19 protein-coding genes are annotated in these 19,508 nt (G+C 69.5%); 8 read left to right on the top strand and 11 right to left on the bottom strand.

Features of this window, described 5'->3' with window-relative positions; all coding sequences use genetic code 11:
- Positions 1-156: 156 nt before the first annotated feature.
- The 3 genes from AB0I18_RS41265 (at position 157) to AB0I18_RS41255 (ending at position 4,252) form a co-directional block, all read left to right on the top strand.
- Positions 157-966 (top strand): class I SAM-dependent methyltransferase, encoded by an 810-nt coding sequence (locus AB0I18_RS41265; RefSeq protein ID WP_363110898.1) that lies wholly within the window; start codon positions 157-159, stop codon positions 964-966.
- Between the two features lie 373 nt (positions 967-1,339).
- Positions 1,340-2,437, top strand: a complete 1,098-nt coding sequence (locus AB0I18_RS41260; RefSeq protein WP_363110897.1) for an NlpC/P60 family protein — start codon at positions 1,340-1,342, stop codon at positions 2,435-2,437.
- A 309-nt stretch (positions 2,438-2,746) separates the two neighbouring features.
- Entirely contained in the window at positions 2,747-4,252 is a 1,506-nt protein-coding gene (locus AB0I18_RS41255) for a SpoIIE family protein phosphatase (RefSeq protein WP_363110896.1), read from the top strand.
- A 70-nt stretch (positions 4,253-4,322) separates the two neighbouring features.
- Here the strand turns inward: AB0I18_RS41255 and AB0I18_RS41250 are convergent, their stop codons facing one another.
- The 4 genes from AB0I18_RS41250 to AB0I18_RS41235 form a co-directional block, all read right to left on the bottom strand.
- A complete protein-coding gene (locus tag AB0I18_RS41250) occupies positions 4,323-4,667 on the bottom strand; it encodes a DUF2516 family protein (protein WP_363110895.1) in 345 nt (114 codons plus the stop codon).
- A gap of 181 nt (positions 4,668-4,848) precedes the next feature.
- Positions 4,849-5,439: a hypothetical protein gene (locus AB0I18_RS41245; RefSeq protein WP_363110894.1), complete on the bottom strand. Its 591-nt coding sequence runs from the start codon at positions 5,437-5,439 to the stop codon at positions 4,849-4,851.
- 201 nt (positions 5,440-5,640) lie between these two features.
- Complete coding sequence (locus tag AB0I18_RS41240) at positions 5,641-6,237, bottom strand: helix-turn-helix transcriptional regulator (RefSeq protein WP_363110893.1); 597 nt, start codon at positions 6,235-6,237, stop codon at positions 5,641-5,643.
- Positions 6,238-6,354: 117 nt separating this feature from the next.
- A complete protein-coding gene (locus AB0I18_RS41235; RefSeq protein ID WP_363110892.1) occupies positions 6,355-7,416 on the bottom strand; it encodes a YafY family protein in 1,062 nt (353 codons plus the stop codon).
- 63 nt (positions 7,417-7,479) lie between these two features.
- On the opposite strand from AB0I18_RS41235, the gene AB0I18_RS41230 reads away from it, so the two are divergent.
- Complete coding sequence (locus AB0I18_RS41230) at positions 7,480-8,622, top strand: epoxide hydrolase family protein (RefSeq protein WP_363110891.1); 1,143 nt, start codon at positions 7,480-7,482, stop codon at positions 8,620-8,622.
- Between the two features lie 465 nt (positions 8,623-9,087).
- Positions 9,088-9,390, top strand: a complete 303-nt coding sequence (locus AB0I18_RS41225; RefSeq protein WP_363110890.1) for a hypothetical protein — start codon at positions 9,088-9,090, stop codon at positions 9,388-9,390.
- 147 nt (positions 9,391-9,537) lie between these two features.
- On the opposite strand, the gene AB0I18_RS41220 is transcribed toward AB0I18_RS41225, so the two are convergent.
- A complete protein-coding gene (locus AB0I18_RS41220) occupies positions 9,538-10,191 on the bottom strand; it encodes a M15 family metallopeptidase (protein ID WP_363110889.1) in 654 nt (217 codons plus the stop codon).
- Between the two features lie 237 nt (positions 10,192-10,428).
- Between AB0I18_RS41220 and AB0I18_RS41215 the strand changes: the two genes are divergently transcribed.
- Together AB0I18_RS41215 and AB0I18_RS41210 are read left to right on the top strand one after the other, a co-directional pair.
- Entirely contained in the window at positions 10,429-11,145 is a 717-nt protein-coding gene (locus AB0I18_RS41215; protein WP_363110888.1) for a Clp protease N-terminal domain-containing protein, read from the top strand.
- 214 nt (positions 11,146-11,359) lie between these two features.
- A complete protein-coding gene (locus tag AB0I18_RS41210; protein ID WP_363110887.1) occupies positions 11,360-11,887 on the top strand; it encodes an SMI1/KNR4 family protein in 528 nt (175 codons plus the stop codon).
- A gap of 140 nt (positions 11,888-12,027) precedes the next feature.
- On the opposite strand, the gene AB0I18_RS41205 is transcribed toward AB0I18_RS41210, so the two are convergent.
- The 3 genes from AB0I18_RS41205 to AB0I18_RS41195 form a co-directional block, all read right to left on the bottom strand.
- Complete coding sequence (locus AB0I18_RS41205; RefSeq protein WP_363110886.1) at positions 12,028-12,315, bottom strand: hypothetical protein; 288 nt, start codon at positions 12,313-12,315, stop codon at positions 12,028-12,030.
- A 38-nt stretch (positions 12,316-12,353) separates the two neighbouring features.
- On the bottom strand, positions 12,354-13,865 hold the full coding sequence (locus AB0I18_RS41200) for a hypothetical protein (protein ID WP_363110899.1): 1,512 nt from the start codon (positions 13,863-13,865) through the stop codon (positions 12,354-12,356).
- Positions 13,866-14,147: 282 nt separating this feature from the next.
- Entirely contained in the window at positions 14,148-15,119 is a 972-nt protein-coding gene (locus AB0I18_RS41195; RefSeq protein WP_363110885.1) for a WYL domain-containing protein, read from the bottom strand.
- Positions 15,120-15,249: 130 nt separating this feature from the next.
- Between AB0I18_RS41195 and AB0I18_RS41190 the strand changes: the two genes are divergently transcribed.
- Positions 15,250-15,936: an alpha/beta hydrolase gene (locus AB0I18_RS41190; RefSeq protein WP_363110884.1), complete on the top strand. Its 687-nt coding sequence runs from the start codon at positions 15,250-15,252 to the stop codon at positions 15,934-15,936.
- 218 nt (positions 15,937-16,154) lie between these two features.
- Here the strand turns inward: AB0I18_RS41190 and AB0I18_RS41185 are convergent, their stop codons facing one another.
- The 3 genes from AB0I18_RS41185 to mraY all read right to left on the bottom strand — a co-directional run bounded on the left by AB0I18_RS41185 (position 16,155) and on the right by mraY (position 19,465).
- Positions 16,155-17,060 carry an NADP-dependent oxidoreductase gene (locus tag AB0I18_RS41185; RefSeq protein ID WP_363110883.1) on the bottom strand — a complete coding sequence of 302 codons (906 nt, stop codon included), beginning with the start codon at positions 17,058-17,060 and terminating at the stop codon, positions 16,155-16,157.
- A gap of 273 nt (positions 17,061-17,333) precedes the next feature.
- Positions 17,334-18,170 (bottom strand): MBL fold metallo-hydrolase, encoded by an 837-nt coding sequence (locus tag AB0I18_RS41180; RefSeq protein WP_363110882.1) that lies wholly within the window; start codon positions 18,168-18,170, stop codon positions 17,334-17,336.
- A 227-nt stretch (positions 18,171-18,397) separates the two neighbouring features.
- A complete protein-coding gene (mraY, locus tag AB0I18_RS41175; RefSeq protein WP_363110881.1) occupies positions 18,398-19,465 on the bottom strand; it encodes a phospho-N-acetylmuramoyl-pentapeptide-transferase in 1,068 nt (355 codons plus the stop codon).
- Between the last annotated feature and the right edge of the window lie 43 nt (positions 19,466-19,508).

Below are 19,508 nucleotides of genomic sequence, written 5' to 3'. Positions count from 1 at the left end.
GCCGTGGTGAGTTGTCGTACGGTCACCGATGTGGGCGACCCCGTCACTCCAGCGGACCGAACTCTCCTTGACTACGCGCGCCGACTCGGGGTCGCACCCCCAGGGGCCCCACCAGCGCCGGGTGCCCTGTACGAGCGGGCGCATACCCTTGCACCCATGGCAGCCCGCGCAGCGACCCCCGTGGGATCGGTGACACGCGGGACGACCAACCCGAACCGGCTTCGCCGCATGGACCGCTGGATCGCGGCCACCCACGGCGCCGAACTGCGCCGGACCGGCGACCCCGTAGCGGTCGATCTCGGGTACGGGGCGGCCCCCTGGACCGCGGTCGAGCTGCTCCAGCGACTGCGTACCGTCGCTCCACGCGCGCGCGTGGTGGGCGTCGAGATCGAACCGGCCCGGGTCGCGGCAGCGAAACCGTACGAGCGCGAAGGCCTCGCGTTCCGGCACGGCGGCTTCGAGATCCCGCTGCCGGAGCGGCCGTCGCTGATCCGCGCGGCGAACGTACTGCGGCAGTACGAGGAGGCACAGGTCGCCGAGGTCTGGACGCGACTGTGCGCCCGCCTCGCGCCGGCGTGCGCCAACTCGCGCGGTGGGCTCCTCGTCGAGGGCACGTGCGACGAGATCGGCCGTCGGCACGTGTGGGTCGCGCTCGGTCCCGAGGGCCCGCGCACCATCACGTTCGCGACCCGGCTCGGTTCCCTGGACCGCCCGTCCGACCTGGCCGAACGCCTGCCCAAGGCCCTCATCCACCGCAATGTCCCGGGCGAGCCCGTGCACGCCTTCCTGCGCGACTTCGACCGCGCGTGGGCGGCCGCGGCACCGTACGCCTCGTACGGCGCCCGGCAGCGCTGGATCCGCGCGGTCCGCGACCTGGCGGCCGACTGGCCGGTCACGGACGGCGTGACGCGCTGGCGGCAGGGCGAAGTGACCGTGCGGTGGGAGGCGTTGGCGCCCCGCCCGTAGAACAACCCGCGGTTACGGGGGACGACCCGCGACCGGGCGAGGTACGGCCGCCCGCTGACGGCGCGGGTTCCGGCCCGCTGGCGGCGCGAGTTCCGGCTCGCCGACGGCGGCGGGAACGATCTCGGTGCGTCGTTCGTCACATTGACGGGAAACGCGGGGGAGATCATCGCCAAGTGGGCAGGGAAGGACGGGGACGGGCCGCAGGGGAAGGCAGTTGGGCGCGGAAGCTCAGGCACAAAGTGGGACGGGGAAGTTCGGCAGGGAAGTTGGGCCGGGGCCCTTGCCCGCCTCTGTCACATTGCGCGTCGGCATGGCACCATCCCCCGGAGCACCCGCAAGTTACTGACGGTAAATCAGCTTTGGGGGACGGAGCATGCGATCGGGCAAGCGGAGCCTGACGACGGCGGCCATGGCCCTGGCCTGCGCAGCGACCATTCTGTCCGCACCGGGAGTGGCGTTCGCGAGTCCGACGCCGACACCCGCACCGACACCGACGCCCACTCCAGCCCCCACCCCGCCCGCAACGCCCGCGAGTACCGCGGATCTTGAAGCGATCCGCAAGAAGCTGGACAAGCTCCACCACGACGCGGCGATCGCCACGGACGCGTACAACGCGGCGGAGGAGCGGACCGAGAAGCAGTCGACGCAGATCGTCGGGCTCGCCCGCGAGATCGTCGAGGGCCAGGCGAAGCTGGAGCGGCTGAAGGACAGCGCGGGCGCCGCGGCCCGCTCCCAGTACCGCAGCGGCGGACTGCCGCCCGAGGCCCAGCTGATGCTCAGCGACGATCCGCAGGAGTTCCTGGACGGCGCGGGCCGGATCCGCGAGGGCGCCCGGGCGACCAAGGGCCTGCTCGCCGAAATGTCGCGCACGCAGGATGACTTGGAGCAGTACGCGCGGGACGCGGCGGCCCAGTGGAAGCAGCTGGAGTCCCACCGCGAGGCGAAGGCCAAGGCCAAGAAGAAGGTCAAGGAGCACATCGCCGCCGCCGAGAAGATCGAGTCGCGGCTGGCGAAGGAAGAGAAGAAGCGGCTGGCGGAGCTGGAGCAGGATGCCGCGCGCAAGGCGCAGACGGAGTGGCTCGGCTCCGGTGTCGTCGACGGGATCAGCGGCGAGGCGTCGGCCCAGGGCAAGAAGGCCGTGGAGTACGCGACGGCACAGATCGGCAAGATGTACGAGTGGGGCGCCGAGGGCCCGGAGACGTTCGACTGCTCCGGCCTCACCTCACAGGCCTGGGCCGCGGCCGGGCAGGGCATTCCGCGCACCTCGCAGGAGCAGTGGAAGCAGCTCGGCCGGGTCGCCGTGGAGGACATGCGCCCCGGGGACCTCATCATCTACAACGCCGACGCGAGTCATGTCGCGATGTACATAGGCGACGGCGCGATCGTGCACGCTCCGCGGACGGGGCGGCCGGTGATGATCGCGGGGGCGGGGTCGATGCCGATACTGGGGGTCGTACGTCCCGGCAAGTGAGGGTGGTCCGCGCGGTCGCCGTCACCTGCGTGCCGAACCGCCCGTGACACACGGCACGTGACGTGCCGCACGTGATACGCGGCACGTTCGGCACGGCCGCTCAACCTCCGGCGCGTGATGTACGTCATCCCGGGCAGGAGTACACCCTGCCCAATTGCGGTACGGGATGCGGCATATGACGGAGGCCGTTTTCCACGCGCCATGACCTCCGCCATTCCTTTGTGGCGGCGCCTGACGCTATGGTCCCCGTCGGTGGCCGAGGACCCCTTGGCTCACCGTGCCCTCGGGGGGAGGGAAGGAACCCAGACGATGCCCGTACCCGTACCGCGGCAGAGAGCGATCCCCGCCGTGGAAGGTGGTCAGGCTCGCGCCGCGTCTTCGTCCGGCGGTCCGGCTCAGGCCGCGTCCGCGCCCGGCGACCGGTCCGGCCAGGCGCCGCCCTCGACGAGGGACGGCACCGGCGACGACACCGTCCACGGCGGTACCGCCCATGGCGGCACCGCTCCGCTGACGCTGCTCGTGATCGAGGACGACCCGGCCCGTTCGCTGAGCGTTCCCGAACTGCTCGACTCGGCCGGCCGGCCGATCCGTATCCGTACCGCCCGCAACCTCACCGAGGCCGAGCGGCTGCTCACCGACGACGTCCAGTGCATCCTGCTCGACCTCGCGCTGACGGCTCCGGGCCGGGCGGCCCACAAACCGACCGGAGCGAACGGCACGAACGGCACGAACGGCACGAACACGGCGCCCGGGGCCGACGGTGCGGACGGGGCCGATGACGAGCTGGCGACGCTCAAGCACGTACTGCGGCTCGCGCCCCGGCACGCCGTCCTCGCGCTCACCGCGTCCGAGGACGCCGAGCGCGGCGCGGAGGCGGTCCGTGTCGGCGCCCAGGACTACCTCTTCCGCGACGAGCTGGACAGCCGGCTGCTGAGCCGTGCGATCCGGTACGCGGTGGAGCGCAAGCGTTCCGACACCGCCGAGCGGCGACTGACCGAGTCCCGGCTGCGGGCGCAGGAGAACGCGCGCCTGGAGCGCGGGCTGCTGCCGACGCCGCTCCTGGAGGGCTCCTCGCTGCGGTTCGCCGCGAGCTACCGGCCCGGCCGCTCGCGCGCGCTGCTCGGGGGCGACTTCTACGACACGGTCCGCACCCCCGACGGCACGGTGCACGCCATGATCGGCGACGTCTGCGGGCACGGTCCCGACGAGGCGGCGCTCGGCGTGGAGCTGCGCATCGCCTGGCGCGCGCTGACATTGGCGGGCCTGTGCGGCGACGAACTGCTCTCGACGCTCCAGCAGGTCCTGGAGCACGAGCGCGACAACGACGAGATCTTCGCGACGCTCTGCACGGTCGACATCGCACCGGACGGCCGCCGCGCGGGCCTGTGCCTGGCCGGGCACCCGTCCCCGCTGATCTCGCGCCCCGCCCGCCGGGACGCCTTCGCCTCGCACCGGGCCGCGGACCCGTCCGTCGCGCAGCCCCTCGTACAACCCTTCGTCGCCGAACTGCTGCCGTACGAGAACGGCGGCCCGGCGCTCGGTCTGCTGCCGAACGCCCGCTGGCCGCGCCAGCAGGTGGAGCTGGGCGGCGAGTGGAGTCTGATGCTCTACACGGACGGCCTGATAGAGGGCCGGACGGGTGAGGGCAGGGAGCGGCTCGGCCAGGACGGCATGGTGGACATGGTCCGCCGCCAGCTGGCACAGGGGCTGCGCGGCGAGGAACTGCTGCGGGCAGCCGTGAACGAGGTACGGGACCTCAACGGCGGCGAGCTGACGGACGACGTGGCGGTACTGCTGCTGGACCGCGTGGCCTGATACCGCTCAGCCCACCCGGCCCAGCCCAGTTCTGTTGGCCGCTTGTCGACGTCTGCCGCCTGTGTGCGGCTCAGCGTCCGCCGTTGTACGGCCCGTACGGACCGTCGCTGCTGCTGCCGCCGCCGCGCCGACCGCCCCGGCCGCCGCCCGAGACCTGCTGGAGCGCGGGGCGGACGTCCACGAAGAAGACGATCGTGGCGATGAGCCCGGCGATCTGCAGGAAGAGCATCGGCACCAGCAGGTTCACGGCCACCGTGACGCCGAGGATCACCAGCCAGAACACCTTGCTCTGCTTGTTCGCGGCGCGATACGCGTCGTCGCGGGCCAGGCCGGCCATCACCAGCGCCGCCACCGCGAGCACCAGCATGGCGAGGAAGATCAGCGACATGAAGCCGCCGAATGCCGTCATCAGCACTTAGCCCACCACCCGAGTCGAGTCGTCTCTACGCGGTCACCGTACCCGCAGAACGGGTCGGGGACTCCGATAGTGCCCGGAGTCCCCGACCGTTGTACGCGACGGCTGCGCGCGACCGGGGCCGCGGAGCCGCCGCCGCCGACTACTGCTACTACTTACTGCTGCTTGCCGCCGCTTACTTCTACTTCGCGGGCGGCGTCGTCTTCTTGGCGGTGGTCTTGCGGGCCGCCGGGGCCTTCTTCGCCGCGGTCTTCTTCGCCGGGGCGGGCTCGGTCTTGGCCTCGGCGGGCTTGTCGTCCTTGACCTCGACCGGCTCCGGCTTCGGCTCGACGGCCACGGCCAGTTCCTCGATCTCCTCCGCGGCCTCGCCGCGCCAGGTCTTCACGGTCTGCTCGCCGTGCTCGGCGACCTTCTCGTACGTCTCGCGCGCCTTCACGGCGTACTCGGCGGCCACGCCGACACCGCGCAGGGCGAAGTCCTGGGCGCTCTCACCGATCTTCTTCAGGTCGGTGTCCAGAGTGCTGATGAAATCGGTGACCTTGGTCTGGAGAGTCTCCTGCGCCTCCTTGGCGCGGGCGGTGGCCTTCTCCTGAACGGCCTTCGGGTCGGTGCCGCGTACGGCCTCGACACGGGCCGGCGCCTCGGCGCGCAGCTGCTCGACGATGCCGGGCACCTTCTTGGCCTGCTGGATGGCCAGGTCGGCGGTGCCGGCGGCGAAGTAGAGCGGAGTCGGGTCGCTGAAAGTCTTGCGCAGGTCGTCGGTGATGGCCATGGCGATGGTCCTCCGGGAATCACTATCGCGTTGAGCGTGAGGGTTTTGTGGTCGGTCCGTACTCCGCGGCCGGCCGAGCCGTTCCAGACGTGCTCGGTCGCCTCGCGGAGATGTGCTGCTCATAGGGGTCTACGGGTCGCACTGGTTGCACTGGTCGTTCTGGTCGTACGAGTCATGCGGTTCTCTAACTGGTGATGCGGGTCAAGCCGGTCGAGCGGGGCCACCCCGACCCTTCCGGCCGGTGTGGCCGTTCTGGCCGTTCTGGCCGATGTGACCGTGCGGGCCGCCCTGACCGGCATCGCCGTCGTCGGCGGGCCAGGCCGTATGGGCCGTTTCACCGGCGGTGTCCTGCCCATCCACCGCATCCGATATATCGCCTACATCGTCTGCGTGCGGTGCGCCGGCCGCACCCGGCACACCGTCCAGAGCGCCCTCGTCCGCCTTGATCTCGAACCCGTTCTCCTTGCGGAAGGACTCGTAGATCTGGAGCAGCACCTGTTTCTGCCGCTCGTTGAGCGTCGGGTCGGCGAGGATGACGGCACGCGTCTCCACCTCGTCCCGGTCCCGCTCGGCGTCGAGGATTCCGGCCCGCACGTACAGAGTCTCGGCGGAGATCCGCAGCGCCTTGGCGACCTGCTGCAACACCTCCGCGCTCGGCTTGCGCAGCCCGCGCTCGATCTGGCTCAGATACGGATTGGACACCCCGGCGGCTTCGGCGAGCTGCCGCAGGCTCAGCTGCGCGTTGCGCCTCTGCTCCCGCAGGTACTCACCAAGATTGCCGACGTTGAGCGTTGCCATGCCTCCACCCTGCACCACCCGCGCTAACTATTGCAAGCAGTTGCTTGCAATAGTGCGCTACGCCACTGTGACTGAGCACGAGGCGCCCTTGTCCCTTTTGGGGTGGCTTTTCTCTCGTTACGAGTGGCTTGTCTCATTCGGATCATCTGGTTCGGCAGTGGCAGATCTGGTTGATGCCGGTTCTGACGGCCCTGATGGCGTCTTTTCGTCGCAGCGGGTGGGCGGTGTCGAGCGGGAGTAGCGGTCCGCGAGTCGACGGAGGTGATCGACGAGTTCCACGGGCTCGGTGACGTCGAAGTCGAAGTCGAGCATGCCCAGGTAGGCAGCGAGGGTCTGCAGCGTGTCGGCGCCGGTGGTCAGGACGCAGGTGTCGGCGTCGAGGGCCTCGACCGTGCCGACCGCGGGGTTGATCTGCTCGATCACCGCCGGCGCCGGGGCGTGGACGGTCACTCGCGCGTGGTGGCGCCAGGCCGCGCTCGACACCCGTAGAGAGACGTACGCGGTGAGGTCGCCGCCGGGCGGTTCGCGCGGCGTGAAGCGTGGTCCGGTCGGGGTTCGCGGCTGGATTCGGTCGATCCTGAAGGTCCGCCAGTCCTCGCGCTCGACGTCCCACGCGACCAGGTACCAACGTTGTCCCCAGTTCACTGCCCGATAGGGCTCCACGACGCGCCGGGTGGAAGAGCCGGCGTGGTCCAGGTAGTCGAAGCGCAGTCGCTCCCGGTCGCGGCAGGCGGATACCAGGGTGGTGAGAGTGTCCGCGGAGACAGTCGGGGCAGGACGGTCGGCCGGTACAGCCATGGTGAACGCCTGCAGTGCCCGCACCCGTCGGCGCAGCCGCGAGGGCAGCACCTGCTCCAGCTTGGCCAGCGCCTGCAGCGAGGTCTCCTCGGTGCCGGGGACGGCACCCTGCGCGGCGGTGCGCAGTGCGATCGTCACCGCGACGGCCTCCTCGTCGTCGAGGAGCAGCGGGGGCATCGCCGCTCCGGCGCCCAGCCGGTAGCCGCCGGCGGCGCCGCGGGTCGCGTCCACGGGATAGCCGAGTTCGCGCAGTCGGTCGATGTCGTTGCGCACGGTGCGGCCGCTCACCCCCAGGCGCTCGGCCAGTTCGGATCCCGGCCAGACCCGTGGGGTCTGCAACAGGGAGAGCAGGCGCAGCAAACGTGCGGAGGTATCCAGCATGGAGCCCAGCCCGTGGTGTCATTAGGAACATAACGTGCCTATATCAAGACTACCGTTCTCACCATGGAAACCAGCAGCACCGACGCCCGGATCCACTCGTACCGCATCGACGTCCCGCAGGACGAGATCGACGACCTGCGGGAGCGGCTGGCCCGTACGCGCTGGGGCAGCGAGATCCCCGGCGCCGGCTGGAGCCGGGGCGTGCCCACCGACTACCTCAAGGCCCTGGCCGCGTACTGGGCAGGCGGTTTCGACTGGCGCAAGGCGGAAGCGGAGCTCAATGAGTTCCCTCAGTTCACTACTGAGATCGACGGGCAGAACATCCACTTCCTGCACGTCCGTTCGCAGAACCCGGCGGCCGTACCGCTGCTTCTGGTGCACGACTGGCCGTGCTCGTTCATGCAGTTCGTCGAGGTCATCCGGCCGCTGGCGGAGGACTTCCATGTCGTCGTGACCTCTACGCCCGGCACTGGGTTCTCCGGTCCGCTCGGCGAGGCCGGCTGGAACACCGGCCGCATCGCGGGCGCATTCGTCGAGCTGATGGGTCGGCTCGGCTACGGCACCTACGGTGTCCAGGGAACGGGCGGTGGTGCCTGGATCGCCGCCGAGATGGGGCGGCAGGCACCCGACCGGGTCGTCGGCATTCACGTCAACGGCCTGCTCACCTTCCCCTCCGGGGACCCGGCCGAGTTCGAGGGGCTGACCGGGCAGGAGCAGGAGCGACTGGCGCGGCTGGAGAATTTCCAGCAGGACATGATGGGCTTCAATGCCATCCAGTCCACCCGTCCGCAGACCCTCTCCTACGGACTGCACGACTCACCGGTCGGCCAACTCGCCTGGATCGCGGAGAAGTTCAAGGAGTGGACGGACGCCGCCGCCGAGCTCCCCGAAGACGCTGTGGGTCGCGACCGCCTGCTGACGAACATCAGCATCTACTGGTTCAGCGGCACAGCGGGCTCGTCGGCCAACCTGTACTACGAGGCGGGCCACGACGCGAGCGCCTGGGCCCCGAAGGCGCGCGGCACCGTTCCGACCGGCGTGGCCGTCGCCCTGAGCACCGACATCGCCATCCGCCGTTTCGCCGAGCGGGACCACAACATCACGTACTGGAGCGAACTGGAGCGTGGCGGCAACTTCCTCGCACTGGAGCAGCCAGAGGCGTTCGTCACCGATGTCCGCGCCTTCTTCGGCACGCTCGGCGGCTGACGCGGTTGTCACCGCGAGGCCCCGGGCGGTGCCAGGCGCTGATGCGTCAGGCGAGCTTCATGCAGGAGACACAACTCCGGTGCGACCTGGCCACTGTTTCGCGCCTCCGAATCAGTGACCGCTTCAAGCGGCACCGGATCCCGACAAACACAGGAGAAGACAGTGCGCAAAGCTGTGTTGGACTTGTTCGTGGCACTGGCGGCCGTGCTCGCGGTAGCACCGCTCGTCAGCGCCGACCAGACCGAGACCGTCGCCTGCTGCGGCCAGATCCCGAAGTAATGGGTACTCACCGCCGGCACGATCTTTTATGAGGGCCCGTCAGCCCGGCGGTATGTCGAGCTGGCGGGGTCTCGCTGACACGGGGCCGACGGGCTCGTCAGCGGCGGAGTTCAGCGCTCCGAGGTGAACGGGGTGGCCTGCGGAGGCCGGCTGCCGAAACCGATGGGCAGCGGCATGATGCGTACCGTGCCGAGTGAATCCTCAGGACCGCGCCGCCCGCCCTTGTTGTGGGAACAGCACTGCTGTCTGCCGTTGGAGCGGCGCGCGGATGCAGGCGAACTGGCCCGCTACAGCCGACCGGGAGGCAGCTTCGTCTCGGTGAACGTGGGCTATGCGCCGCACAGCGCTGACGACGTCACCGGTCTGGTCGTCGACTGGCAGGAGAGGATCGCCGCGGACGATCGTCTGCGGTTGGCCGCGAGCATCGATGCCGTCGCCGCGATTCTGGGCGGCAACTTCCGCCGCGTCGCCGCGCTGGTGTGGCAGTAGTTCGAACCGCACCCTTGCCCGGGCTCTCGGGCCGGCCCGCCGCTCCTCACATGGGAAGTGAGAGAAGACGTGCCTGCCCGGCCGGCCGTTCTGCGCCGTCGTTCACGCAGGGCGCGTGATGGATCGGGGGACCAACCACAGCTCACTTCAACCGAGTTCCCGCGGCCCGTACATCGCGCTGTCGGTATCGGTGGCAAGGGCCCAGTAGCGGTCGCCGTAGGACCAGTGCCACCACTCGGTGGGGTAGTTCACGAGACCCGCAGCGGTCAGCGCGTCACTGAGCACCCGCCGGTTGGCCCGCGCTTCGGAGCCGACGTTGTCGGCGTCGGTGTAACAAGCGCCGTCACTCTCTTCCGGGCTGGCATTCACTCGGGTTCCCATGTCGAGTTCCCTCCCGTCGGCGGAGACGAGCGTGAGGTCAACTGCGGCGCCGGCGCTGTGAGGTGCGATCTCCGGTGGCGACACGTACCGGCTCGCGGCGTCGCGAACCTGCGTCGGCGACCAGCCCGGATTGCCGGTCCGTAGTTCGTCGGCGTAGCGCTCGAAGTAGTCGCGCTGCAGCGCAGGCGGCCGGTACCCCTCGACGAACAGCAGCCGGACGCCATCCGGAAGCAGCTTCTGAGCCTTGAGGAGACGGGTCAGTACCCCTTCTCGCAGATACGCGAATGCCCCTGAATGATCAACCTTACGAGAGTCGATGGCGAGGGATCCCTCGAGCCGGATGTCGACGAGCGGTTCGGCGCACTCCACCACCGGGATCGCCGCAATCTTCGGATCCGACATCAGCACGATCTTGTTCATGCGCTGATCATTGCCGATCACCTTCGCGAGGTGGCAGGGCGCCCCGGCGGCCCGGACGGCACCTCTGTGATGTCCAGGCAGTCTCGGAGATCTCCGAGCAAGTGAGCTGATGTCTTAGTCATCTCCGGGCATTTGGTGAAGTGTCTCGGTCCGCCGAGCTCAAGGCGCTCATGGCCCGCCTCCAAGAGGAGGCAAGTACGCCTTGACAATCTCGAATTGTCAAGGCGTACTTGCCTAATGACTCTTCCGGACCTGGACGATCTCATCGCGGAAGTCGACCGCAGATGCGACACCGCACACCGCCCCGGCGGACAGGAACAGCCCGACTGGCTCGCCCTGCTGACGGTCGCCGCCCAACTCTCAGGACAGATGCAGGCGTTGGCGGACGACCTGGTCGAGGACTATGTCGAGCACTGCCGCATGCACGGCAACTCATGGACCGACATCGGCGCCGCCCTGGGCGTGACCCGACAGGCGGTCCAGCAGCGCTTCCACGCCCCGCACAAGCGCTACAGCCCCGAGACGATGACCGACGACCTCCGCCAGGCGATGGTCCACGTCAAGCAGGCGGCGGTGCACCATCGCAACAACTACATCGGCACCGAGCACCTGCTCTGGGGGCTGACCGCGGAGGACAACAGCGCCACCCGGCTCCTGCAGACCGCCGGCGTCTCACCGGAGGCGGTCCACCAATCCGTCGGGAACCGGCTGAGCATGGGAGCTTCCCAGGCGGCCGAACGGATCGCCTGGACCCCCTACTCCCGCAAGGCCATCGACATCGCGGAGGCACGGTCCGAGCAGCACGGATCCGACCGCATCGACTGCGAGGACCTGCTCATCGGTCTTGCCCGGGTTGGCCGCGGAGTGGCCGCCGACGTCCTGACAGAGGCCGGCCTCGACCCGGCCGCCCTCGATGCCGCGCCTGCGGACGCCCACTCGTCACAGCACGAGTGACCACACCCCTGGATCGCGAGAGCCCAGCCCAACTTGTCCCGTCTCAAATGACCTGGTCCCCGTCCAGACCTGCGACCTGTGGCGACCCGGTTGATCTGGTCCCAGGCCACTGGATGCCAGATCTTGTCTCAGCCGAACTGGTCCGGCTCCGCCGTTACGACTGATGCCACGACCTGGTAACCCCTCAAGATTCCGGCCATGCCACCCTGTTCGCGTGACGCCGAACGAAGACCGCCGGTTTCCTGCCGCACTCGCCGCCGCCATGGCGGTCCGGTTCGACTACGCCGGCGGTGACGGTGTCGACTTCGAACCCTTCGCGGCCTTCCTGCCCGCCGATGAGACAACCGACTGGTTCCGAGCGTGGACCGGCAATGGCGAGCTGAATGGCGACGACTTCCGTGTGTTCGGCCAGGATGGCACCGGCGGATACGCCGCCTTCTGGCTGGTCCGCCCAGGCTGGGCACTGGTCGAGCAGCCTGTCGTCTTCCTCGGCTCCGAAGGGGAGACCGGCGTCGTCGCGCGCGGCCTGGGCGCCTTCCTGTGGCTGCTGGCCGACGGATTCGGCCCCTGGGAGGCAGCCAGCTCGTACGAGCCCGACTGGGTCCCACACCCGAATCGCGAGCTGACGGCCATCGCGGAACAATTCGCGCCAGACCACCGCGCGCCAGCATCTGCCGTGATCGAGCAGGCCAAACGAGAGTTCCCCGACTTCGACGACTCCGTCATGGAGCTCTGTCGCTGAACCTGATCGCCTGAGGCCAGGGGCGAATCGGACCAGATCACTTGAGACGTGGACCACATCGACGGAGACGGGGCACCTGGACCGCGAGAGCCCAGCCGACCTGCCCGGACTTATCTGAGACAGGACAGCAGCGGTAGGTGTCACTTCGCAGTGCTAATTGCCACCACCTTGATCAGATGGGTGGTGGACGGCCGCGAGCAGCGCTTCACCTGCTGGGGGCTATTCCAGGGGATCGCCACGTCGTCTCGGAGCCGGCCGGAAAGCGCCGACCACCGCAGCACCTGTGCACCGTGCACAGTGGGGACGGCGAGCCATACCCACGTGATCCGGTCATCCACTGGGTCGGCCCAGAGGAAGAGATGTCTGGCTGAGACGCCAGAGCGGTCGAGGTTGGCAGCGTCCTTCTGGTGGCGCTCCAGGCCCAGCACCTGCGTCAGCGTTTCAGGTGGTGGGCAGGGCAATAGAGCTAGGGCACCAGAGCCGACATCACGTCAAGCGGCAGCGACGGGTTGGCGGCCGCCGCTTCCGCCACCTGCCAGTCGGTGTCGGTGAGCAACTCTGCGATGACCTGCGGCGGGAGGGCGGGGTGGCCGGCTGCTATGGGCCTCGCCTGTTTGTCCGCGAGGCAGGCAAGCAGGGCTGGGGCCGTCGCATTACGGTGCCGGGCGACCTCTCGGAGCGCTTTCCGTATCGATGGACCGTGCCGGGTCAGATCGTCCAGCAGCGCCGAAGTCGCGTCCGGGTTGGCCGCCACCTTGGCGATGACCTGGGCTCCGTGCCGGTCGACCATCGCACGCAACCGAGTTTCGGAGAGACCTGGGTGCGGAGCGATGGACTTGACCACTTTCGCGTCGGGGTCGGCGGCCAGCGCGTCGCGGATCTCGGCCGGCAGATCGCGTCGTTGGGCCAGGAGCATCCGCGCGGCTGGATTAGGTGACTCGGCCAGCTCCTTGGCCTCGTCGGGAGAGGCAACGGCGATCCGCGGCAGAAGAGTCGAGCCGATCTTGGCGGCCCCGGCCAAGCGGGTGAGTACATCGAGCGGCACGTGTGGGTTGTGGGCCAGCCTGCGCCGCACATCGTGATCACGGTCGGCGGCCAGCGCGCGGATCAGCGTGTCGTCGATCGCCGGATTCTCGGCGAGGTCGGCCCGGACACCGGGAAGAGGATCTGCGGCGAGCCGTCCCAACACCTCGGGCGGCAGGTCGGGGCGGGCGGCGAGTGCCCAGCGCAGCAGCGGCGAAGGGTGGTCCACGAAGCTGACGACGGCTTCGGTGGGTGTGGCCGGGTTCCCCAGTGCCATCCGCTGCGTCTCGTGCACGGTGGACTCGTGGGAGCCGTCGCAGGAGGCGCCCGGCAGCAGATCGCAGTCGGGCCGCGGACATTGCGGATGGTGTACGAACGGCGTCTCTTCACGGTCGCAGACCAGGCACCACCGCGCCGGAGGCAGCCCCTCGCCGGTGATCAGCGCAGCCAGCACGGCCGGGGGCGTCGCCTCGTTGGCCGCCACCGCGCGGCGGACCTCGGCATGCGGATGTCCCACAAGCGCGGCGGCCATGTCCGGCGTTGCCCACAGGGCGAGCTCCGCGACGACCCGTACGTCCGGGTCGGCGGCGAGCGTCGCCACCACATCGGGCGGGAGTCCGGAGCAGGCGGCCAGCCTCGCCCGGCGATCGACGACCGGATCCGCCGCAAGGAGTCGCGCCCACTCCGGACGTCCGGAATGTTTGTCGAGCAAGGCGAGGGCGGCGTGCGGCTGTGTCGCGGGATCGACGTCGGCGGCGGTCAGCCGACCTTCATACGCGAGCCGGACAGCACTCTCCGTAACGCGTGAGGCCAGCGCGACCGCCTGCATGTGGCTGAGGTCGGCGCGATGAGCGAGGTCTGCGGCGATGTCGGCGTCCGCGACCGCGATCAGTCGATCGACCAGCCCGGACGGCAGGGCCGCATTGGCGGCGAGCCCGCACAGGACATGGTTCACAGAGGGCATCCTGTCTGAACCTCGGACGATGCCGCCACGAGCCCTACTGGCCCTGACGAACAACGAAGTCGCTCTCCGGCAGACGACCTACCGCCCGGAGCGCCAGCACCGCAGTCCGCAGTCCGCAGTCCGCAGTCCGCAGTCCGCAGTCCGCAGTCCGCAGTCCGCATGATCCTCCCGCTGGCGGGGATGTTCCACACCGGACGAGATTCTGCGGACGACGGCGGACGGCTGCGGGCGACGTCAAGTAGCGCGCAGCGCAGGGGCGTTCGCGATGAACGCTCAGGGTTCGTCCGTCACGGCGGCGGTGAAGCGCGTGGCGAGCGCTGCCACCGCCGCGCGCAGTTCCTGCCCGCCCTCGACGCGGAAGGCGAGCGGCAGTCGCGCCAGCCACTCCTGCGCGTACATCGTCGGATTCCTCGTGCTGCCGACGAGCACGCACCCGTCCCCCGACGGTTCGAGCCGTCCCATGGGCGGCCGGATCCACGGCACCACCTCGGCCGTCGGGACGTCGAACACCACCCGCGTGGGAAACTCCCACCCCTTGCCCAGGTTCTCCTCCAGCGCCGCAACCGGGTCGAGGCCGTCGGGTGTCTCGAAGCCACAGTCGGTCTGCCGGACCGCGCGGACCCGGTCGATCCGGTACGTGCGGATCGCGTCCGCGCGGTGGGAATGGCACAGGAGGTACCAGCGGCCGTAGCGGACGACGACCGCCCAGGGGTCCACCTCGGCCTCCCACTCGTTGCCGGACTCACTGCGGTACGTGATCAGCACGCGGCGTCGCACCGCACTGGCCGCGACGAGCCTGCTCGTGAGGGCGGTATCCGGACGGGACGGGTTCCGGTCGGGCGCCGCCGACGCGTGCTCGCGCAGGGCGGCCGCCTGCCGGCCGACGCTCTCGGGCAGCGCCCGGATGACCTTGCCCAGGGCCGCACCGACAAGGTCGTCGGCATCGGGGTCGGCGGCCGCCGGCTGACCGTCGAGGACCGCCATGACCAGGCCCAGCGCCTCGGGCTCCGTGAAGACGACCGGCGGCAGCCTGGCCCCGCGCCCCAGTCGGTACCCGCCGTAGGGGCCCCGGGCGGAGTGCACGGGGATGCCCGCCTCGCGGAGGATCCCGACGTACCGGCGCGCGGCGCGCTCCGTGACACCCAGGGACGCGGCGAGTTCGTCGGCCGTCATCCCCGTGGTACGGGACTGGAGGATCTCAAGGGTGCGCAGGGCCCGTGCGGTGGGGCTGAGATCGGTCGGCACCCGAGCACGTTAGGTGCTCACGGGATATACCGGAAGTGGATTGTCCGGAACCAGTCGTAGCGTGATGACACCGACCCACCTGACGGGCTTCACGGGAACTGACGGGCTTCACGGGAAAGAGGACTGATCCATGGACATCCTGCTCATCGCCGGCCTGTGGCTCGACGGATCCGCCTGGGACGACGTCGTGCCCGTCCTCGAGGAACTCGGCCACCGCCCCGTTGCGCTCACCCTCCCCGGTCAGGGGGACGGAGCTGAGTCCGCCACGCTGGAGGACCAGGTGACGGCGGTGCTCGCCGCCGTGGACTCGGCGCCGGAGAAGCCCATGGTGGTCGGGCACTCCGCTGCCTGCACCCTGGCCTGGCTGGCCGCCGACGCGCGGCCGGAGCGGATCACCAAGGTCGCCCTCATCGGAGGATTCCCGTCCGCCGACGGGCAGCCGTACGCCGATCTCTTCGAGACCAGGGACGGCGTGATGCCCTTCCCCGGCTGGGGCCCGTTCGAAGGACCGGACTCCGTCGACCTCGACGAGGAGACGCGTGGCCGCATTGCCTCGGCGGCGATCCCCGTGCCCGAGAGAGTGGCCAAGGGCACGGTGCGGCTGAAGGACGAGCGGCGGTTCGACGTCCCGATGCTGCTGGTGTGCCCCGAGTTCACGCCCGCCCAGGCCCGGGACTGGATCGACGCCGGTGACGTGCCCGAGGTCGCCCGCATCAGGCACCTGGACTTCGTCGACATCGATTCGGGCCACTGGCCGATGACCACCAAGCCGGTCGAACTCGCCCGGCTGCTGGCCGCGTCGGCCGCCGACGCCTGAGCCCACGCCGTACCAGGTACGGCCCTGGACGCTGCCACCTGGGCGCCTTCGCGGAGCGCGTCCAGCGCGACAACCGGACCTTCGGCGGGTGCTGGTGCATCGGCTACCACCCGGAATGCGGCCGGCCGGCACGGGAAATCCGGCCCGCCAAGATCATCCCGTGGCGGGCCGGCTCATCTGGGCCGTACCCCCGCTTCAACCTGGGCCGTACCCCCGCTTCAGACGCAGATGACGATCTTTCCGCGTGTGCGGCCGCGCTCGGCGTGCGCGTGGGCGTCGGCGATTTTCTCCAGGGGGTAGGCCTGTTCGATACGGGGTGTGTAGCGGCCTTGCCGACCCAGTTCCGCGGCTGCGGACAGGAGGGCGGAGTCGTTCTCCGCGTTGACCACATGCGTACCCAGGCGCTGCCCGCCCGCGTGGTCGGCGACCGTCGCGACGCGCTTCGGGTCGCCCGTGATCGCGACGAGGTCGTCCAGCGAACCGGAGGCCGCGGTGTCGAGCGCGATGTCGACGCCGTGCGGAGCGAGAGCGGAGAGGCGCTGCGCGAGGCCGGGGCCGTAGGTGGTGGGAACGGCGCCGAGAGAGGTGAGGAACTCGTGGTTGCGTTCACTGGCTGTCCCGATCACGGTGGCACCCTGTGCCGCGGCGATCTCGACCGCCGCGCTGCCCACGCCTCCGGCGGCGCCCTCGACGAGAAGGGTGCGCCCAGCGAGGGAGCCGAGCGCGTTCAGTCCACGCATCGCGGTCACTGACGCGAGACCGGCGCCCGCGGCCTGCTCGTCGTTCCACGTGGCGGGTGTGTGGGCCCAGGCCGAGAGGACGACCAGCTCCGCGGTCGCGCCGGTGACACCGCCCAGCCCGAAGACGCGGTCGCCGATGCCCACCCCCTGCACTCCGTCACCGATTTCGTCGACCACGCCCGCGGCGTCGCGCCCGGGAATGGCGGGCAGCTCCACGGGAAGCACCTGGTGCAGGGCGCCGGCGCGCAGCTTCCAGTCGATGGGATTGACGCCGGCCGCCGAGACGCGGATACGGATCTCACCAGGTCCGGGGTGAGGGTCGGGGGCCTGCTCGATCACCAGGCTCTCCGCTCCGCCGTATTCGTGGAAGCGGGCTGCACGCATAGTGCCCTTCCTTACCTTTATGAGCAGAAATGACGTCTTCACTCGACGCCTGCCACTCTAAAACCTGACGCTAACGTGAGGTGCAAATCGGCAGGCCGGCACTGCCTTCCGACCGGGGGAGGACGGAAGGACGGGTGCACAGAGGAGGACGGGTGCGCATCGGTGAGGTTGCCGAGCAGGCAGGTGTGGGTCACGGTCGCTCGCATGGCTGGACCGGTCGCCGGCCCTCGGCGAAGCCACGGAATCGCCTCGCCAGGCCCGCGCTACCGCGAGCTAGCCGGGCGTCCCGTCGCGCTCGCTTTTTCGGGCGAGCCGCTGGGCTTGCCCTTCGTGGATATCGCTCACCCACTCCCAGCCGGGCTTGGCCGATGGGCCGAGCCGCGGGTCGTCGGGGGCATGGCCGTCACGCAAGGCATGCACGTACGCCCGATCCTGGTCGATCCGTGCGCGTACCTGATCAGCTCCGCAGACGGACCCGTGACCGGGGACGAGGACATCGACGTCGCCCGCTACGCCCTCAAGCCGGCGCAGCCCGACGAGGTAGTCCTCAATCGGGTCATTGGTGCCGTAGAAGTCGTCGAGCATCGGAATCAGGACATCGGAAAGCATGTCGCCGGCGACGAGAACCCCGCACTCCTCGACCAACAGCGCCGCATGGCCCGGGGCATGCGCCGGATGCTCGATAATCCGGACATCAGGGCCGTCCCAGGGAATCCGCGCGGTTTCGGCAGGCAGACCGGTAATGAGGCCGAACAGGTCCAGCGGTGTCTCCTCGGCGATTTCCGGCGGCAGCCCCTCGGCGGCGCGGGCCTGCCAGCCCGGCTTCGACCGCAGATCTCGCATAAAGGCCGCACAGCGGGCCGTACCGTAACGGGGCGCTTCGCCGAGTTCGGCGTGCCAGAGCACGTGATCCCAATCAGGATGCGTCGAGAAGCCTGCCGCGACGGGTTGGCCCAACTCGCGAAGGTCGTTCGCGAGGCAGGCCATTTCGTCGCCCGTTATTCCGGGGTCGACGAGCAACACGCCGGCCCGGCCCCGCACGACAACCGCGTTGTTCTGGAGTAACTCGCTCTGATGTGTAAGCACACCCTCCGCGACCTGTCTCAGCACGGTGGCCCCCTCCTCTTGTGATGCGCAACTGCTCGTCGAGACGGTAGTGCCGGGCGGCGGTAAAGGCACTATGGGCGAAGCGAATGGGCCGCGGTCCCTCCAGGGGCTCAACAGCAGGGCTCAACAGCACCGCCCCACGCCCATCGACGCCTCAAGTTCGGTGGGACCGGACACCCGCCCGCCGCCGGAGCCCGGCGGATCTCAGCCCGCCTGGAGCCCGGCGGATCTCAGCCCGCGGCCCAGCCCGCGTAGAACAGGCCGAGGCCGACGATGACGCAGATGCCCTGGATGGTCCAGAAACGGACCACGACCAGGACTTCGGACCAGCCCTTGAGTTCGAAATGGTGTTGCAGCGGGGCCATCTTGAAGACCCGCTTGCCGGTCATCTTGAAGGAGCCGACCTGGATGACCACGGACAGGGTGATCAGGACGAAGAGCCCGCCCAGCAGGGCGAGCAGCAGTTGGGTGCGTGAGCAGATGGCCAGGCCCGCCAGCGCGCCGCCGAGGGCGAGTGAGCCGGTGTCGCCCATGAAGATCTTGGCCGGTGAGGTGTTCCACCAGAGGAACCCGAGACAGGCCCCCATCAGCGCGGAGGCCACGACGGCGAGATCGAGCGGATCCCGTACCTCGATGCAGGAGCCGGGGTCGGTGAGGCTCATCGCGTTGGCGCACGAGTTCTGGAACTGCCACAGGCCGATGAAGGTGTAGCCGGCGAAGACCATGACCGACGCGCCGGTGGCAAGGCCGTCCAGGCCGTCGGTCAGGTTCACCCCGTTCGACATGGCCAGGATCATGAACAGCGCCCACACGACGAACAGGACCGGCCCGATGGTCCAGCCGAAGTCGGTGACGAACGACAGCTTCAGAGAAGCCGGCGTCAGGCCGCGGTCGTCCGCGAACCGGATGGCCAGCACGGCGAACAGGCTGCCGACAACCAACTGGCCGGACAGCTTCGCCCCGGCCCGCAGCCCCAGCGAACGCCGCTTGACGATCTTGATGTAGTCGTCGAGGAACCCCACGACGCCCATGCCCGCCATCAGGAACAGCACCAGGACACCGGGAAACGTCGGGGCCTCACCGGTGATGACCTTGGTCAGGGCGTACGCGGCGAGGGTGGCCAGGATGAAGGCGATGCCGCCCATGGTGGGTGTGCCACGCTTGCTGTGGTGGCCGCGGGGACCGTCGTCACGGATGTACTGCCCGTAGCCCTTGCGGGCCAGCAGCTTGATCAGCAGCGGTGTGCCTATGAGGGTCAGGAACAGGCCGATGGCCCCCGAGAACAGGATCTGGTTCATCGGGCGGCGGTCTTCCCCTCGGCTTCGGCTGAATTCCGGTACG

Origin of the sequence: Streptomyces sp. NPDC050704 (genome assembly GCF_040654355.1) — a bacterium.
Lineage (GTDB): Bacteria > Actinomycetota > Actinomycetes > Streptomycetales > Streptomycetaceae > Streptomyces.
This window is presented reverse-complemented; position numbering and strand designations above follow the sequence as displayed.

Bases quoted from the DNA above. Each gene is read 5' to 3' on its own strand.
- AB0I18_RS41265 (WP_363110898.1), top strand. From the start codon at position 157: ATGGCAGCCCGCGCAGCGACCCCCGTGGGATCGGTGACACGCGGGACG.
- AB0I18_RS41260 (WP_363110897.1), top strand. From the start codon at position 1,340: ATGCGATCGGGCAAGCGGAGCCTGACGACGGCGGCCATGGCCCTGGCC.
- AB0I18_RS41255 (WP_363110896.1), top strand. From the start codon at position 2,747: ATGCCCGTACCCGTACCGCGGCAGAGAGCGATCCCCGCCGTGGAAGGT.
- AB0I18_RS41245 (WP_363110894.1), bottom strand. From the start codon at position 5,439: ATGGCCATCACCGACGACCTGCGCAAGACTTTCAGCGACCCGACTCCG.
- AB0I18_RS41240 (WP_363110893.1), bottom strand. From the start codon at position 6,237: ATGGCAACGCTCAACGTCGGCAATCTTGGTGAGTACCTGCGGGAGCAG.
- AB0I18_RS41235 (WP_363110892.1), bottom strand. From the start codon at position 7,416: ATGCTGGATACCTCCGCACGTTTGCTGCGCCTGCTCTCCCTGTTGCAG.
- AB0I18_RS41230 (WP_363110891.1), top strand. From the start codon at position 7,480: ATGGAAACCAGCAGCACCGACGCCCGGATCCACTCGTACCGCATCGAC.
- AB0I18_RS41220 (WP_363110889.1), bottom strand. From the start codon at position 10,191: ATGAACAAGATCGTGCTGATGTCGGATCCGAAGATTGCGGCGATCCCG.
- AB0I18_RS41215 (WP_363110888.1), top strand. From the start codon at position 10,429: ATGACTCTTCCGGACCTGGACGATCTCATCGCGGAAGTCGACCGCAGA.
- AB0I18_RS41190 (WP_363110884.1), top strand. From the start codon at position 15,250: ATGGACATCCTGCTCATCGCCGGCCTGTGGCTCGACGGATCCGCCTGG.
- AB0I18_RS41185 (WP_363110883.1), bottom strand. From the start codon at position 17,060: ATGCGTGCAGCCCGCTTCCACGAATACGGCGGAGCGGAGAGCCTGGTG.
- mraY (WP_363110881.1), bottom strand. From the start codon at position 19,465: ATGAACCAGATCCTGTTCTCGGGGGCCATCGGCCTGTTCCTGACCCTC.